The sequence below is a fragment of the Micromonospora pallida genome (assembly GCF_900090325.1).
Taxonomy (GTDB): Bacteria; Actinomycetota; Actinomycetes; order Mycobacteriales; family Micromonosporaceae; genus Micromonospora; species Micromonospora pallida.
Window position 1 is genome coordinate 4035802 of sequence record NZ_FMHW01000002.1, and the last position, 16332, is coordinate 4052133.

Below are 16332 nucleotides of genomic sequence, written 5' to 3' on the forward strand. Positions count from 1 at the left end.
CGGTCCGTCGGGAACGTCAGTCGGTCAGCGCTTGGCGCAGCAGCTCGGCGGCGGCGGCGCGGTCCGGCAGGCCGGCGGTGTCGCCGGCCGCCGCCACCACCCCGGCGGCGAGGGCGCTGCCCAACGTGGCCGCACCGGCCGGCGAGGCGCCGCGCAGCCGGCCGGCGAGGTAGCCGCCGGCGAAGGCGTCGCCAGCCCCGACCGGATCCACCACGGTGGTGGCCGCGCTCGGCAGGTGCACCGGGTCCCCGGTCGGACCGGCGTGGTGGCAGCCGTCCGGGCCGGCCTTGAGCACCGTCTCGCCGACGCCTGCGGCAGTCGCGGCGGCGAAGACCTCCACCGCGTCGTCCGGGTCCCGCACCCCCAGGACGGGTCCGGCCTCGTCGGTGCCGAGCAGCAGCACGTCCACGTACGGCAGCAGCGGCCGCAGGTGCGCGGCCTGCTGGTCGACGTCGCCGAGCGCGGGGCGCAGGTTGGGGTCCAGCGCCACCCGCACGCCCTGGTCTCGGGCGGCCCGCAGCACCGCCTCGACCGCCGCCCGGGGAGCCGCGCCGAGGGCGAGGGTGATCCCGGAGACGGCGACCAGCCGTGGCCGTACGGCGAGCAGCCGCGCCGCGTCGGACGCGTCGAGGTGCGCGGCGGCCGATCCGCGCCGGTAGTAGTGGACCCGCCGCTGTCCGTCCGGCTGGATGTCCTTGAGGAACAGTCCGGTGGGGTGTCCCGGGTCGACGGTCACCAGCGAGGTGTCCACCCCGGCGGCCCGCGCCACCGCGAGCACCCGGGCACCGAGCGGATCCGCGCCGACCCGGCTACAGAAGCCCGCGCGGACGCCGAGTCGCGCGGCGGCCGTACAGAGGTTCAGTTCGGCGCCCGCGACGTGCACCTCGACGCTCGGGGCGTCGACGAGCAGGCGGCCGAGCGGCGGCTGGAACAGCACCATCGCCTCGCCGATCCCCACGATCTCCAGCCCGGAAGGCTGGTTCGCCCCGGCCACCGAACTGCTGTCTCCCCACGCTGACCCAGCGTCATGACTGTTGGTATGCATAATGCGGAATACGTTGCCACATCCCGGGACAGGGTTCCAGAGCCAACCGACGGCCCGGCCCACGCCGGACCCTGACCAGCCCCGATGCGCCACCGGACAGGTCTGATGGCCGGCGCGCCCAGTCGATCGAACGTGATCGTTTCGTGAATGCATCGGGCGGTGGGGCGCGAGGCACGCAGAAACCGGTTACAGTGCTCGGACCGGATTCACATCACACAGGAGGTGCCCCGGTGACGAGCACCAACGACCAGCCGGTAGACGCCCGATCCGACTGGGAGTCGCGGATCGCTTTACGCAGCGACGAGACGGGCGCGACCGGCGGCACGCCCGTCCTCGCCCCGCCAGACGGCCTGACGGCGGTCGCCGGGGTCCACCACGTCCGTCTCTCGTGGTCGCCGGTGCCCGGCGCGGTGGGTTACCTGGTGCACCGCGCACCGGTCCGGGACGGCGCCGCCGACGGCGAGCTGACCCCGATCGACCACCTCGGCGGCGACGTCCTCGCCGTCCCGGACACCTGGTACGTCGACACCACCGGCGAGCCCGGCCAGCCGTACGCCTACGCCGTCGCCGCCGTCCCCGAGGTCACCGTCACCGGCCCGCTCGGGGCCCCGGTGACCTGCGCGTCGCTGGCCGCCACCGGCGTCGCCCCGACCGTCGTCCTCGAGGTGGACGCGACCGCCGACGGCCCGGCGCTGCCCCGGCCGTGGCAGCCGATGATCGGCAGCGAACGGCTGTCCCAACTGCTCTGCACGGACACCTCCGGCGGCCGGGAGATCGGCGGCGAACTGCTCGCCGCGCTGCGCCGCATCCGCGACGAGATCGGCGTCGAGACGGTACGCGCGCACTCGATCCTCCACGACGACCTCGGCGTCTACCGGGAGGTGGACGGTGTACCCGTACTCGACTTCACCTGCGTCGACCGGGTCTACGACCTGCTGCTCTCCATCGGGCTGCGGCCGGTCGTCGAGATCGGCTTCATGCCTCGGGACCTGGCCAGCGACCCGGAACGGACGGTCTTCGAGTACCGGGGGATCATCTCCCCGCCGAAGGACTGGGACCGATGGGCCGAACTGGTCCGCGCCCTCGTCGCGCACCTACTCGACCGCTATGGCGAGGAGGTGCTGGGCTGGGACTTCGAGGTGTGGAACGAGGCCAACCTGGAGGTGTTCTGGTCGGGCACCCGCGAGGAGTGGATGCGGCTCTACGACGTGACCGCCCGGGCGGTCAAGGACGTCGACCCACGGATCCCCGTCGGCGGGCCGTCGTCCGCCGCCGCCGGCTGGGTCGACGCGCTGCTGGAGCACGCCCGCCGCTCCGGCGCGCCGGTCGACTTCGTCTCCACCCACACCTACGGCAGCCCGCCGCTGGATGTGCGCCCCACCCTGGAGCGGCTGGGCTTCGGGGAGGCCCGCATCCTGTGGACCGAGTGGGGCGTGACGCCCACCCACTTCCACCCGGTCAACGACGGCACGTCCGCGGCGACGTTCCTGCTCACCGGCATGCGCTCGGCGGCGGGCCGGGTGGACGCCCTGTCCTACTGGGTGGCCAGCGACCACTTCGAGGAGCTGGGCCGGCCGCCCCGGCTGTTGCACGGCGGCTTCGGCCTGATCACCGTCGGCGGAATCGCCAAGCCCCGCTACCACGCGCTGCGCATGCTCAGCCAGCTCGGCGAGACCGAACTACCGGTACGCGCCGACGGCGACGGCGCCGACGGCCTGGTACAGACCTGGGCCAGTCGGCGCGCAGACGGCAGCCTGGCCATCCTGGTCTGGGCGTCCACGCTGGACCAGTCCAAGCGGGACGGTGATCCGGCGCTCGCCCGGCAGATCCGGCTGGTCGTCGACGGCGCGGCCGGCCGGACCGTGACCGTCACCCGACTCGACCGCGAACACGGCGACATCACCACGCTGGCCGGGCAGCTCGGCATCACCGAGTGGCCGGTCGGGGAACAGTGGGACGCGCTGCGCGCCGTCGACCCGCTCCCGGTCGAGAAGGTCGCCACCACCGTCGAGGGCACGGCGGCGGTGGTGGAGCTGCACCTCCCCCAGCCGGGCGCGGTGCTCGTCGAGGTGGCCGGAGGCTGACCGTGCGAACGGACCCACCGCCGCCCGGAGCGACGACGGCTGCGGCCGGCGGTGCCCCGGGCGGCGGCCACGGCATCCGGGTCCGGGCCGGACGCGGACAGGTCGACGTCGACTGGGATCCGGTGCCCGACGCCGCCGGCTACCTGGTGCACCGGGCCGACGGCGACGGCCCGTTCCAGGTGGTCGACCATCGCGGCGGTGACCTGCTCGCGGTGCCCGGCCCGCCGTACGCCGACAGCACCGTCGAACCCGGGCGGACCGTGCGGTACGCGGTGCGCCCGGTACTCGACCCCGACCGGCCCGACGACGGTCCCCTGGGGCCGGCGTCGGCGCCGGTCTCGGCCCGCGACGGCGGGGATGCGGCGGTCGAGGTGACCGTCGACGTCGCCCGCCCGGTCGGGCCGCTGCCCCGGCCGTGGCGGGACATGATCGGCTCCGAGCACCTGAGCCTGCTGCTCTGCACCGACCGGGTGGGCGGCGAGGAGATGGGGGCCGGGCTGGCCGCCGCGCTCGGCCGGGTGCACCGCGAGCTGGGCGTCGAACGGGTCCGCGCGCACGGCATCCTCGGTGACGACCTGGGCGTCTACCGGGAGGTCGGCGGCCAGCCGGTGCACGACTTCACCGGCATCGATGCGGTGCTCGACGCGCTCGCCCCGACCGGCCTGCGGCCGGTGCTGGAGCTGTCATTCGTGCCGCGTGCGCTGGCCCGCGACCCGTCCCGCGAGATCACTGCGGCGGGCGTCTCCAGCCCGCCCCGCGACTGGGACCGGTGGGCGGCGCTGGTCGGCGACCTGATCCGGCACCTGCGGACCCGGGTCGGCGACGCCGAACTGCGGCGGTGGGCGGTCGAGGTGTGGAACGAACCGGACCTGGCCTGTTTTTGGACCGGCACCCGCGAGGACTACCTGCGGATGTACGACGTGACCGCCCGCGCGGTGCGCGCGGCCTGCCCCGGCCTGCCGGTCGGCGGGCCGGCGACCGCCGCGACGAAGTGGATCGAACCGTTCCTCGACCACGTCGACGCCTCGGGCGCGCCGCTGGACTTCCTCTCCACCCACGTCTACGGCAGCCCGCCGCTGGACCTACGGCCGATCCTGGAACGGCACGGCCGGGCCGACACCCCCCTGCTCTGGACGGAGTGGGGCCCCACCCCCACCCACTTCGCGCCGGTCAACGACTCGGTGCTCTCGGCCGCCTTCGTGGCCACCGGCATGCAGGAGGCGGCCGGCCGGGTGGCGGCGTTGGCCTGCTGGGTGGCGAGCGACCACTTCGAGGAGCTGGGGCGGCCACCCGCGCTGCTGCACGGCGGATTCGGGCTGCTGTCGGTCGGCAACCTCGCCAAGCCCCGGTTCTGGGCCCTGCGGATGCTCGAACAGCTCGCGCCGGTGCAGCTCACCGCCCGGCTGGGTGGCGACGGCGCGGGGACGCTGGTGCGGGCCTGGCCGTCCGTCGACCCGGACAGCGGGCGGGTCGCCGTGCTGCTCTGGAACGGCACCCTGGACCAGGGTGTGCTGGACCGCCCCGACCAGCGCCGCCGGCTTGGCCGGACGGTGCGGCTACGGATCGACGGGCTGTCTGCCGCCCGGTACGACCTCCGGCACCGCCGGCTGGACGAGCGGACGTCGAACCTCGCCGCGACCGCCCGTCGGCTCGGCGTCGACGGCTGGCCCGACGCGGAGCAGTGGGCCGGGCTGCGGGCCGCCGACGCCCTCGCTGACGCGGAGCCACCGGTCGTCGTCACGCCGGACGACGGCTGCGTGTGGCTGCCGCTGGACCTGCCGATGCCGTCCCTCTCCCTGCTGGAGCTGACCCCGACATGACGGACACCGGACCCTGGTGGCGGGAGGCCGTCACCTACGAGGTGTACCTGCGGTCCTTCGCCGACGCGGACGGCGACGGTCTCGGGGATCTGCCCGGTCTACGGTCCCGGCTGCCCTACCTGGCCGCGCTCGGCGTGGACGCGCTCTGGGTCACCCCGTTCTATCCCAGCCCGGACCGGGACGCCGGCTACGACGTCAGCGACCACCGGGACGTCGACACCCGGCTCGGCACGCTGGCCGACGTGGACCGGCTCGTCGCCGACGCGCACCGGCTCGACCTGCGGGTACTGGTGGACCTGGTGCTCAACCACGTCTCCTCGGCCCATCCGTGGTTCGTCGCCGCCCGGACCGCCGGCCCCGGCTCGCCGGAGCGGACCCGGTTCCACGTCCGGCCCGGCCGTGGTCCGGGCGGTGCCGAGCCGCCGAACGGGTGGCAATCCATCTTCGGCGGCTCGGCGTGGACGCCGTTCGGCGACGGCGAGTGGTATCTGCACCTGTTCGACACCGACCAGCCCGACCTGCGCCACGAGCACCCGGAGGTGGCCGCCGACGCGTTGACCACGCTGCGGTTCTGGCTGGACCGTGGGGTCGACGGGGTGCGCTTCGACGCGGCCGGCTCGCTGTGGAAGGACCCCGGCTACCCGGAGCTGCCGCCCGGCTGGCAGCCCGGTGACCCGGCCCCGTACAGCGACCGGGACGAGGTACACGAGATCTACCGCCGGTGGGCGCGGGAGCTGGCGGCGTACCCGGGTGACCGGCTCGGCGTGGCGGAGACCTGGGGCGGGCCGGAGGTGCTCTCGCCCTACCTGCGCCCCGACGAGTTGGGGCAGGCGTTCGCGATGGACCCGCTCTACTGGCCGTTGCGCCCGCAGCCGTGGCGGGACGGGATCGAGGCGCTGCTGGCCGCCACCACCCGACACAGGCGGCTGCCCGCGTGGGTGCACGGCAGTCACGACGTACGGCGGGCAGTCGACCGGTGGGGCCCGGAGGCGGCCCGGGCGGTGCTGCTGCTGATGCTGGCGCTGCCCGGGGCGGTCTACCTGTACGCCGGGGACGAACTCGGCCTGCCCGAGGTCACGCTGCCCGACGACGCGATCCGCGATCCGGTGTTCCGCCGCTCCGGCGGCGCGGACCGGGGACGCGACGGCGCCCGGGTGCCGCTGCCGTGGACCGCCGGCCCCGCGCCGTACGGTTTCGGTCCGGACGGGTCCACGCCGTGGCTGCCCCAGCCGGCCGACTGGGGTGCCCGTTCGGTGGCCCGCCAACACGACGACCCGACCTCGACGCTGGCCCTGGTCCGGGCGGCGCTGCCGCTGCGGCGTACCTGCTGGCGGGGCCGACCGGCGGAGCTGTCCTGGCGGGACGCGCCAGCCGGTTGTCTCGCCTTCCGACGCGGCGCCGACGGGCCGACCTGCCTGCTGAACCTCGGCGACGGGCCGGTCGACTGGCGGCCCTACGGGGACCGCGTCCTGCTCGCCAGCGGCGCGGCGGAAACCGGCCGGCTGCCGGCCCGCTCGACCGCCTGGCTGATCTGACCGGCTCCCCCAGCCGCTACGCCGACCGTCCGCCGGCCGTCGGCCTGGCCCGGGCCCGCCGCTCTGACCGGGGCCGCCGCCGGGAGGCCGGCCGGGCCCCGGGGGCCGATCTCAGGCGGACGGCGCGCTCTCCCGGCCGGTGACCTGCGCGAACGGGTTGGGGATCGAATCGAGCAGCAACCGGGTGTAGTCGTCGCGGGCAGCGCCGATCACCTCCCGGGTCGGGCCGCGTTCCACCAGGTTCCCCTGGTGCAGCACCAGCACCTCGTCCGCGAGCAGCCGGGCGCTGAGCAGGTCGTGGGTGATGTAGAGCATCGCCAGCCGGCGTTCCCGGACCAGTTCGCCGAGCAGTTCCAGGATCTCGGCGCGGATCGACACGTCCAGCATGGAGATCGGCTCGTCGGCGATCAGCACCTGCGGGTCGGGCGCGAGCGCCCGCGCGGTCACCACCCGCTGCCGCTGGCCGCCGGAGAGCTGGTGCGGCAGCTTGTCGAGGAACTGCCCGGCCGGGGCGAGCCCCACCCGCTCCAGCAACTGGGCCGCGCGCTCCCGGACGGCGTCACCACGTAGCCCGGCGAAGTTGACCAGCGGCCGGGACAGGGCGTACGCCACCGTGCGGGTCGGGTTCAACGCGCTGAACGGGTCCTGGAAGACCATCTGCACGTGCCGTCGGTAGTCGCGCACTGCCCGGCCGCGCAGCCGGTCCACCCGGAGCGAGGTGCCGGCGCCGCCGGTGAACCGCACCTCGCCGGCGCTGGGGCGTTCCACGCCGGTGATGATCCGGGCGATCGTCGACTTGCCGCTGCCGCTCTGCCCGACCAGGGCGGTCACCGTGCCGGGCCGCAGATCGAAGGAAACCTGACGTACCGCCTCGACGGTGCTGGTACGCAGCCCGCGCCGGCTGGTGTAGCGCTTACTCACCGCCACCACGGACAGCACCGCGTCCTCCTCGGCTACGGGCGCGTCCGACCTGGTCACGGGCGCGGCGGCCTTGGTCACGGGCACGTCCGACTTGGTCACGGGCGCGGCGGCCTCCGTCTCGGCCGCTCGGGTCAGGGTGCCGATGGCCGGGAAGAGGCTGCCGGCAGTGCCGGCACCGGGGGTCATGGCCGGCAGCCGTTCCTCCTGGGCGACCAGGCAGCGGACCAGCCCGCCGTGGTCGGCGAGCAGTTGCGGGTGCCCGGCCTGGCAGGCGTCCTCGGCATGTGGGCAGCGCGGGGCGAAGAGGCAACCGGTGTGCGGCCGGGACAGGTCCGGCGGCCGGCCAGGGATGTAGGTGACCCGCACGTCGGGCAGCCGGGGGTCGGCGTACGAGCCGAGCAGCCCGCGCGTGTACGGGTGCCGGGGGTCGCGGAGCATGCCGTCGGCCGACCGGTTCTCCACGATCTCGCCGCCGTACATCACCATCACCCGGTCGGCCATGTCGAGGACGGTGCCCAGGTCGTGGCTGATGAACAGCACCGCGAAGCCCAGCTCACGGCGCAGTTCCGCCAGCCGGGTGAGGATCTCGCGCTGCACCACCACGTCCAGCCCGGTGGTGGGCTCGTCGAGCAGCACCAGCTTGGGACGCAGCGCGAGCGCGAGGGCCAGCGCCACCCGCTGTTTCATGCCGCCGGAGAGCTCGTGCGGGTACGCCCGGAGCACCCGCCGGTCCAGGGCCACCAGTTCGAGCAGTTCGGTGGCCCGTTCGGTGACGTCGCCCGGCACGTCGTGCGCGGCGAAGGTGTCGGCGAACTGCGCCTGGACCCGGATCACCGGGTTGAGCGAGTTCATGCTGCTCTGGAAGACGGTCGACAGGTCCGCCCAGCGCAGCTTCCGCAGCTGCTCCTCATCGACGCCGGCCAGGTCGACGCCGTCGAAGACGACCCGGCCGCCGGTGATCCGGGCCGGCGGGGAGAGCAGCCGCAGCACCGCGTTGCCGAGCGTCGACTTGCCGCAGCCGGACTCGCCGAGCAGGCCGACGAACTCGCCCTCGGCGATGCTGAACGAGACGTCGTGCACGGCCCGGTTGGCGGGCAGGTCGCGGGGGGTGTACGTGACGGTGAGGTGGTCGACCTCGAGCAGGGCCATGGTCAGTCCTCTCGCAGGTGGGGGTTGCTCAGCGCGTCGATGCCGAAGTTGATCAGGGTGAAGGAGGTGATCAGCAGGGAGAGCGCCAGGCCGGGGGCGACCAGCCAGGCCCACTGGCCGGTGAGCAGGGCGCCGCCGAGGCTGGCCTGGTTGAGCATGGTGCCCCAGCTCACCGTCTGCGGGTCGCCGAGCCCGAGGAAGGCCAGACCCGCCTCGCCGCCGATCGCGCCGAGCGCCGCGCCCATGAAGCCGACCACGATCAACGAGGTCATGTTCGGCACGATCTCCCGGGCGATGATCCGGGCGGTGCTGTCGCCGGCGAACCGGGCCGCCGTGATGTAGTCGCGGGTGCGCAGCGTGATGATCTGGGACCGCTTGATCCGGGCGCCGTACGCCCAGCCGGTCACGCTGATCACGAAGATGATCAGCCACAGTCCACGGACCGGGGCGTACGCGGCGAGTGTCACCATCAGCGGCAGCGCGGGCACGACCAGCCCGAGGTTGATCAGGAAGGACAGCACCTCGTCGACCCACCCCCGCAGGTAGCCTGCGGTCAGGCCGATGACCAGCCCGATCAGGGTGGACAGCACACCGGCCGCGAGGCCGACGACGAGCGAGGTGCGGGCGCCGACGACCAGTTGGGAGAAGACGTCCTCGCCCTGGGCGGTGGTGCCGAGCCAGTGGCTGCCGGTCGGGCCGAGTGAGGTGGGGTAGGCGTCGTCGCGCGGGTCGTACGGGGCGATCAGCGGCGCGAAGACCGCGACCGCGACGAACGCGACCAGCATCAGCAGCCCGATCCGGCACTTGGTGTTGCGCCAGAGGATGACGAACCAGCCGGGCAGCCGGCTGCTGCGGGCGAGTTCGGTGGCGGCGGTCTGGACGCCCTCGGTGTCCGCGGCCTGGGCGGGTACCGCCGGTGCTGGCGTGCTCACGCGTCCTCACCCCACTCACCGGCGGGCCGCCCCGTTGCCGGCGCGCGGCGTCGCGACGAGCGCCCGTCGTGGCTGATTCTCATACCGACTCCGCCTTTCGCACCCGTGGGTCGAGGAACCCGTACAGCAGATCGGCCAGCAGGTTCGCCACCAGCACGCCGATCGTGGTGAACAGGAAGATCGCCTGCATCAGCGGGTAGTCCCGGCTGGACACCGACTCGAGGAGCAGCCGGCCCATGCCGGGATAGTTGAAGACCGTCTCGACCAGCACCGTGCCGCCGAGGATGCTGCCCAGCGCGATGGCGAAGCCGGTGACGTTCGGCAGGACGGCGATCCGCGCGCCGTAGGTGATGGCGATCCGCCGCCGGGGCAGGCCCCGGGCGACGGCGAGGCGGGTGTGGTCCTCGCCCAGGCTCTGCACCATGTTGTTGCGCATGCCGATGATCCAGCCGATCGGGCCGGTGATGAGCAGCGCCACGGCGGGCAGCACGCTGTGCTGGAAGGCGTCGGAGATGAAGATCCAACTCCAGCCGGGTGAGCTGCCCCCGCCGTAGCCGCCGCGCTCGGGGAACCAGCGCAGGGTGATGGCGAAGACGTAGACGAGCAGCAGGGCGAGCCAGAAGAACGGCAGCGTCCCGAGGAACGTCGAGCCCAGGGTGATGACCGAGTCGACGCGGCTGTTGCGGCGGTACGCGGCCCAGGTGCCCAGCAGCGTGCCGACGACGAACGAGATGATCTGGGTGACCCCGACGAGGATCACGGTCCACGGCAGCGCCTGCCCGATCATGTGGGTCACGCTGTACGGGAAGTAGGTGTAGGACACCCCGAAGTCGCCCTGTAGCACCGCGCCGAGGTACTGCACGTACTGCTCGAAGAGGTTGCCGTCGGGGGTGCCCAGCATGACCCGGATGGCCTGGACCTGGGCCGGGTCGACGCTCTCGCTCTGCCCGGCCAGCCGGGACACGATGGCTTCGGCCGGGTCGCCGGGCTGGAGCCGGGGGATGAGGAAGTTGAGGGTGACGGCGGCCCACAGGGTGCCGAGGAAGAACAGGAAGCGTCGGGCGAAGTAGGCCACGGTGAGCCCTCCCTTTTCCGGGACTGGCCGGCCGGCGTACGGGGACGCCGGCCGGCCATCCGCTACTTGGTCCCGGCGGGCTGAAGGTTGGTGATGATCAACAGGTTGTCACTGGGTGCGGCGTACGGGTTCTGCTCGTTGGGCCAGCCGGTCGCCTTGGCGGTGCGGTACTGGAACCACTTGGCGCCGTACCAGAGCGGGATCATCGGGACCTGCTCGGTCATCACCCTGGTCAGGTCGGCGACGGCCGCCTTCTGGGCTGCCTCGTCGGTGGCGGTGCGCAGGGCGTCGACGAGCTGGTCGGTGCGGGGGTCGTTCCAGCGGACGAAGTTGCTGACCGCCTTCTTGCCCACCGGCGCGGACTGGTCGCTGGCCAGCGGCTCCTGGAAGTTGCGGAACATGTTGCAGCTACCGCCGTGCACCCCGAGCACCATGTCGTAGTTGCCGATCGCCCGGTCCTTCTCGTACGCCTCGGGGGTGGGGGTCTCGGCCCGGACGGTGAAGCCGAGCGCGGTCAGGTTCGCCACGATGATCCGCTGCGCCTGCACCCAGTCGGTCCAGGAGCCGGGCACCCGGAAGGTGAAGGAGATCGGCTTGCCGTCCTTGCCGACCCGCTTGCCCTCGCCGTTCTTGGGATAGCCGGCGGCGGTCAGGTCGGCGTCCGCCTTGGCCGCGTCGTACCCGACCACGCCCTGGTTGGGGAGGTCCTTGGGCAGCCAGTCGGCCTGCCCGGGCACCACCAGACCGGTCTGGCTCGCCGGCTTGACGTAGCCGAGCTGCGCCTTGTCGGCGATCTCCTGCCGGTTGAAGGCCGGCACCAGGGCCTTACGGAAGGCGGTGTCGTCGAACGGCGCCCTGGTGAGGTTCATGTACACGCTGATCGAGCCGCCGGACGGGTACCAGTACTTGTTGTGCTCCGGGTCCCGGTCGACGTACGCCTTCTTGATGTCCGGCACGAACATGGCGTTGTGGTCGTACTCGCCCCGGCTGAGCTTGAGCTGGTCGATCTGCCCGCCGCCGTCGGCCTTGTGGAACCGCAGCTCGTCGACCTTGACCTTGTCGGCCTGCCAGTAGTCGGGGTTGCGGGCCAGCGTCAACTGCTGCGGGTTGAACGCCTTGACGGTGAAGGGTCCGGTGCCGACCGGCTTCTCCGCGTTGGTGAAGGTCACCGGGTCGGCCACGGTGGACCAGACGTGCTTCGGCACGATCTTGATCTCGCTGAACAGCGTGAACGCCGCCGCGCCGGGCTGGGTGAACCGCATCGTGACGGTACGCGGGTCGGTCGCCTCGACCGTGCTGAGGTAGCGCCAGACCCCCTTGACGTCCAGCGCCTTGTGCGACTTGAACAGGTTGTAGCTGAAGGCGACGTCGTCGGCGGAGAACGGTTTGCCGTCGTTCCACTTCACCCCGTCGCGCAGCTTCCAGACGAGCGTCCGCGGGTCGGTCCAGTTCCACTCGGTGGCCAGCCAGGGCTTGGGCTCGCAGCCGTAGTTGTCGTACATGATCAGTTGCTCGAAGACGTACTCGGTGGCGCCGAGCCGGCTGGCGTCCAGGTAGGGGTTGTAGTTGGCCTGCGGGTTGCTGCCGCCGCCGAAGTCACCGTAGTCGAGGAACGCGATCCGGCCGTCGGTGCCGGGGCCGGACTCCGGTTCGGTGCCGGTGCAGCCGCTGGCGACGAGCGCCACGGTGGCCGCGATCGCGGCGATCCGGGCGAGCTTCGATCTCTTCATTGACCGATACCTCCAGGGGGGGTGCCTGTCGGGCAGCCGCAGCTGCGGCGCACGACAAGCTCGGTGGGGAGGACGATGCTGTCGGGGGCCGTCGCGCCGGGGGCCGCGACGGCGTCCAGGATGAGTCGGGCGGCCGCCGCGGCGAGGTCCCGCACCGGCTGCCGGACGGTGGTGAGCGGGGGCGAGACGAGCGCGGCCATGGGCGCGTCGTCGAACCCGGTGATCACGAGGTCCCCGGGTACCCGCAGGCCTCGGCCGAGCGCGCCGACGAGGACGCCGAGCGCGATCTCGTCGTTGGCGCAGACGACCGCCTGCGGCCCGGCCCCGTCGCGGAGCAGTCGCTCGGCGGCGAGGACGCCGTCGGGTTGCTGCATGGCGACCCGGACCGGCTCGGCGGGCGGGGTGAGCGCCAACTCCCGGTGGGCGGCGAGGAACCCGGCCCACCGCTCGCTGACGTCGGGCGACCCCTCCGGGGTGCCGACGAAGGCCAGGTCACGCAGGCCGTGGTCAACGAGCAGGTGCCGGGTCAGCCGGCTCATGGCGGACGTGTTGTCGACGCTGACCGAGGGCACCGGCCCCGCCCCCTGACCGGCCAGGACGACGACCTGGACCAGTTCGGCGAGCCGGAGCAGGACGGGTTCGGAGATGGTGCCGCCGATGACCGCGATCCCGTCGACCCGGCGGGCCATCTCCAGCACCTGCTCGTCGGAGTCCTCCCGCATGTGGGTGCAGAGGATGTGCACGCTGGCCCGGGCCGGCACCGCCGCCGACTCGAAACCCTGGATCAGCTCGGTGAAGTAGGGGCCGGACAGACCGGGGAAGACCAGGCCGAGCGCGCCGTGTCGGCCGGCGGCAAGGGCCCGTCCGAGGTGGTCCGGGCGGTACCCGTACTCCTCGATGGCATCGAGGACACGGCGGCGCATCTCCTCCGACACCTGACCGGTGCCGTTGGACACCCGGGACACCGTGGCGACGGAGACGCCGGCGAGCCGGGCGATCTCCCGTACCGTGACCCGACTGTTGCCCATGACGCCCTCGATCCGTAACGTGCGATTAACAGAAACCGGTTTCAGGCACCATAAGCAGGTGCGAGCCAGATCACAAGGGGACGCCCGGGAAGCCCACCCGAGAGGAAGAGGCAAAACCGCATGCCACGAGTCCTTCTCCACGACCGCAGGATCGTCGTCGACGGTCGGCCCCGGCTGCTGCTCGCCGGGGAGGTGCACTACTTCCGGCTGCCCAGGGCACAGTGGGCAGACCGCCTCGACCGGCTCCGCGAGTGCGGCGGCGACACCGTGGCGACCTACGTGCCGTGGCTCTGGCACGAACTGCCGGACCGCACGGTGGACCTCACCGGCCGTACGCACGAGCAGCGCGACCTCGCCGGCTTCCTGGACCTGGCCCACGCGCGGGGCCTGCGGGCGATCGTCCGGCCCGGCCCGTTCATCATGGCCGAGGTCAAGAACGAGGGCATCCCCTACCGGGTGTACGACGAGCACCCGCACCTGCTGCCGACCACCTGGGACGGCGCGCCCATCCACACCCGCACCGTCGACTACCTGGCGCCGGAGTTCCTGGCCGCCGCCGACGGCTGGTACGCGGAGGTGCTGCCGGTGATCGCCGAACGGCTCGCCGACCGGGGTGGACCGGTGATCGCGATCCAACTGGACAACGAGATCGGCATGCTCTCCTGGGTGACCAACTCCCCCGACCTGACCGACGGCGTCTGCACGGACCTGCGCCGGTGGGCGGTCGACCGGTACGGCGAGGACGGCGCCGCCGACCGGACCGGCGCCGACCCGGGCGACCCGGCTGCCTGGTCGGCGGCCCTGCGGACGCCGGCCGAACCACGGTCTTTGGCGGTGCACGACCTGCTGGGCCGCTACATGCGCGACCGCTACCGGCGCTACGTGGCAGCGCTGCGCGCCTCGGCCGAGCGACACGGAGTGACCGGCGTGCCCTTCCTGATCAACGTGCACGGCACCGGCGGCGGACGCGGACGCACCTTCCCGATCGGGATCAGCCAGCTCTTCGAGTCCTACCGGGGCCAGCCGCAGGTCACCTCCGGCTCCGACTACTACCTCGGCGACCTGACCGTCACCAACGTCGCCGACCTGTACGTGAGCAACGCCTTCCTGGCCGCCGTGCACGACGCCGACCAGCCGCTGACCTCGCTCGAGTTCGAGGCCGGCAACGGCGACTACGGGCAGGACCTGTCCACCCTCTACCCACCGGAGGCGGTCGAGCTGAAGACCCGGCTCTGCGTGGCGCAGGGCAACCGGCTGCTCAACCTCTACCTCTTCGCCGGCGGCTACAACCCGCCGCTGGCCGAGCCGGTGGGCGACGGCAACGACCGGATCGCGTTCACCGGCGAGCGGCACGGGTTCGCCGCACCGGTCGATCCCGAGGGACGACTCAACCCGACCTTCCACGCGGCCCGGCGCGCACTGCACGCGATGCGCGGGATCGCCGACCTGCTGGCCGACTCCGACGAGGAGCACGACGGACTGGCGCTCGGCTTCGTGCCCGACCACTACCTCACCGAGTACCACCACCCGGCCTCTGCGTCCCGCGCCGAACAGGTCGCCGACCTGGAACGGTTCCGGGGCATGGGCCCACGCGACGTATTGGCCCGGGCGCTGCTGCTGGCCGGCTTCTCGTTCCCCGCCGTCGACCTCCAGTCGGCCGACCCGGCGACCACCCCGCCGGTGATCGCCCTGGCCAGCGCCACCACCCTGGGCCGGGACGTCCAACAGCGGCTGGTCGCGCACCTGCGCCGGGGCGGCCGGCTGCTGCTGCACGGGGTCCTGCCGGAACGGGACCACGACGGCACCCCGTGCACCCTGCTGGCCGACGCGCTCGGGCTCACCGTCACCGGACGGGCCGACGACAGCCCGCACCACTTCCCGTCGGTCGTCGGCGCGGGCCTCGGTGCTGGCCTCGGCCTCGGTGGTGCCGGCCTCGGTGGTGTCGGCGTCGGTGCCGGCCTCGGTGTCGGTGCCGGCCTCGGTGCGGGTGTCGGTGTCGGCGGGGCGGTCGAGGTCCGCGTGGGCTACGCCCAGCGGCTCGCCGGGCCGACCGCCGAGCCCCTGCTCACCGAGGTGGGCTCCGGGGCGCCGTGCGCCGTGGAGGTCACCGTCGGCGCCGGCCGGGCCGTGGTGGTCGCCGCCGACGTCCCCTGCGACCTGGGCTTCTGGCGGGCCACCCTGGCGCGGCTCGGGGTGCGCCCCCGACTCGCCCCGGACGCGGACGGCCCCGGTCTGGTGCTCACCTCGACCGTGGACCGCACCGGGCAACGGCTGTTGCACCTGGTCAACGTGGCCCCGTCGGCGGTGACCGTCGGGCTGACCTGGCACGGCGAGCCGGTGCTGGGCGGCCGACGGCTGCGGGTGCCCGCGCGGACCGGGATGATCCTGCCGTACGGCATCCGGGTCGGCGCCGCGACGCTGGTGGAGACGACCTGCGACCTGGTCGCCCACGACGGCGACGAGGTGCTGCTGCGCCCGACGCAGGGCGACGACGAGGTGGTGCTGGCCACCGACCGGCCGGTCGACGCGAGCCGGGGCAGCGTAACGACGACGGACGGACTGGTGGTCGTCCGGCTGCCCGGCCCACCCGAGGACGAGCCGGTCCGGATCAGCGTCCGCTGACCGGGACCGCGCCGTCCGAGGTCATCCGGTCAATCACCCACCTGCGACGCCGGGAAAGATCCTCGTACACACGGCCTCGACCCCGCGTAGCCCTTCATCCTCCTCGTAGATGCAGGCCGCGCAGATGGAAAGGTCCCGACCGCCCGGCCTCGGGTGGGCATGCAGCGCGTGCCCACACTCAGGACACTGCCTGCGTTCGTCGCTGGTCATGCGCCGTTCCTCTCAGGTGTACCCGCTCAGCTTGTCGGTGGTTGTTGGCAGCTCAGCTACACGACACGCCGAGCCCACACGGGGAGGGTGCGGATGGGTGCCAGGGCCGCCCAGCCCACCGCAACCACACACAGGAGCCACGTACCGGCATCCCCGCCAGCCGCCGGGGCACTTCCGGCTG

At 73.1% G+C, this 16332-nt stretch carries 10 protein-coding genes; 4 read left to right on the forward strand and 6 right to left on the reverse strand.

Annotated elements, in window-relative coordinates:
- Window positions 1-16: 16 nt before the first annotated feature.
- Complete coding sequence (locus tag GA0074692_RS16340) at window positions 17-994, reverse strand: sugar kinase (protein WP_176738476.1); 978 nt, start codon at window positions 992-994, stop codon at window positions 17-19.
- A gap of 281 nt (window positions 995-1275) precedes the next feature.
- On the opposite strand from GA0074692_RS16340, the gene GA0074692_RS16345 reads away from it, so the two are divergent.
- Genes GA0074692_RS16345 through GA0074692_RS16355 form a run of 3 tightly spaced genes read left to right on the forward strand, consistent with a single transcriptional unit; the run spans window position 1276 to window position 6484 of the window.
- On the forward strand, window positions 1276-3129 hold the full coding sequence (locus GA0074692_RS16345; protein WP_091645575.1) for a GH39 family glycosyl hydrolase: 1854 nt from the start codon (window positions 1276-1278) through the stop codon (window positions 3127-3129).
- A 2-nt stretch (window positions 3130-3131) separates the two neighbouring features.
- Entirely contained in the window at window positions 3132-4949 is a 1818-nt protein-coding gene (locus GA0074692_RS16350) for a GH39 family glycosyl hydrolase (protein ID WP_091645577.1), read from the forward strand.
- Window positions 4946-6484, forward strand: coding sequence for an alpha-amylase family glycosyl hydrolase (locus GA0074692_RS16355; protein ID WP_091645579.1), 1539 nt, complete (start codon window positions 4946-4948; stop codon window positions 6482-6484). The genes GA0074692_RS16350 and GA0074692_RS16355 overlap by 4 nt, the downstream gene beginning before the upstream one ends.
- A gap of 111 nt (window positions 6485-6595) precedes the next feature.
- Here GA0074692_RS16355 and GA0074692_RS16360 read toward each other — a convergent pair whose 3' ends face one another.
- The 5 genes from GA0074692_RS16360 to GA0074692_RS16380 form a co-directional block, all read right to left on the reverse strand.
- On the reverse strand, window positions 6596-8554 hold the full coding sequence (locus GA0074692_RS16360; RefSeq protein ID WP_091645581.1) for an ABC transporter ATP-binding protein: 1959 nt from the start codon (window positions 8552-8554) through the stop codon (window positions 6596-6598).
- Window positions 8555-8556: 2 nt separating this feature from the next.
- Window positions 8557-9486 carry an ABC transporter permease gene (locus tag GA0074692_RS16365; protein ID WP_091645584.1) on the reverse strand — a complete coding sequence of 310 codons (930 nt, stop codon included), beginning with the start codon at window positions 9484-9486 and terminating at the stop codon, window positions 8557-8559.
- A gap of 79 nt (window positions 9487-9565) precedes the next feature.
- A complete protein-coding gene (locus GA0074692_RS16370) occupies window positions 9566-10561 on the reverse strand; it encodes an ABC transporter permease (protein ID WP_091645586.1) in 996 nt (331 codons plus the stop codon).
- A gap of 62 nt (window positions 10562-10623) precedes the next feature.
- The gene (locus GA0074692_RS16375) at window positions 10624-12291 is read right to left on the reverse strand and encodes an ABC transporter substrate-binding protein (RefSeq protein WP_091645588.1); all 1668 of its coding nucleotides are present in this window, start codon (window positions 12289-12291) and stop codon (window positions 10624-10626) included.
- Window positions 12288-13319, reverse strand: coding sequence for a LacI family DNA-binding transcriptional regulator (locus tag GA0074692_RS16380; protein ID WP_091645590.1), 1032 nt, complete (start codon window positions 13317-13319; stop codon window positions 12288-12290). The genes GA0074692_RS16375 and GA0074692_RS16380 overlap by 4 nt, the downstream gene beginning before the upstream one ends.
- A 120-nt stretch (window positions 13320-13439) precedes the next feature.
- On the opposite strand from GA0074692_RS16380, the gene GA0074692_RS16385 reads away from it, so the two are divergent.
- Entirely contained in the window at window positions 13440-15941 is a 2502-nt protein-coding gene (locus tag GA0074692_RS16385; protein WP_091645593.1) for a beta-galactosidase, read from the forward strand.
- Window positions 15942-16332 lie beyond the last annotated feature (391 nt).

What these genes read in the sequence shown, in the direction of transcription:
- GA0074692_RS16355 (WP_091645579.1), top strand. Translation starts at nt 4,946, where the DNA reads ATGACGGACACCGGACCCTGGTGGCGGGAGGCCGTCACCTACGAGGTG.
- GA0074692_RS16360 (WP_091645581.1), bottom strand. Translation starts at nt 8,554, where the DNA reads ATGGCCCTGCTCGAGGTCGACCACCTCACCGTCACGTACACCCCCCGC.
- GA0074692_RS16375 (WP_091645588.1), bottom strand. Translation starts at nt 12,291, where the DNA reads ATGAAGAGATCGAAGCTCGCCCGGATCGCCGCGATCGCGGCCACCGTG.
- GA0074692_RS16380 (WP_091645590.1), bottom strand. Translation starts at nt 13,319, where the DNA reads ATGGGCAACAGTCGGGTCACGGTACGGGAGATCGCCCGGCTCGCCGGC.
- GA0074692_RS16385 (WP_091645593.1), top strand. Translation starts at nt 13,440, where the DNA reads ATGCCACGAGTCCTTCTCCACGACCGCAGGATCGTCGTCGACGGTCGG.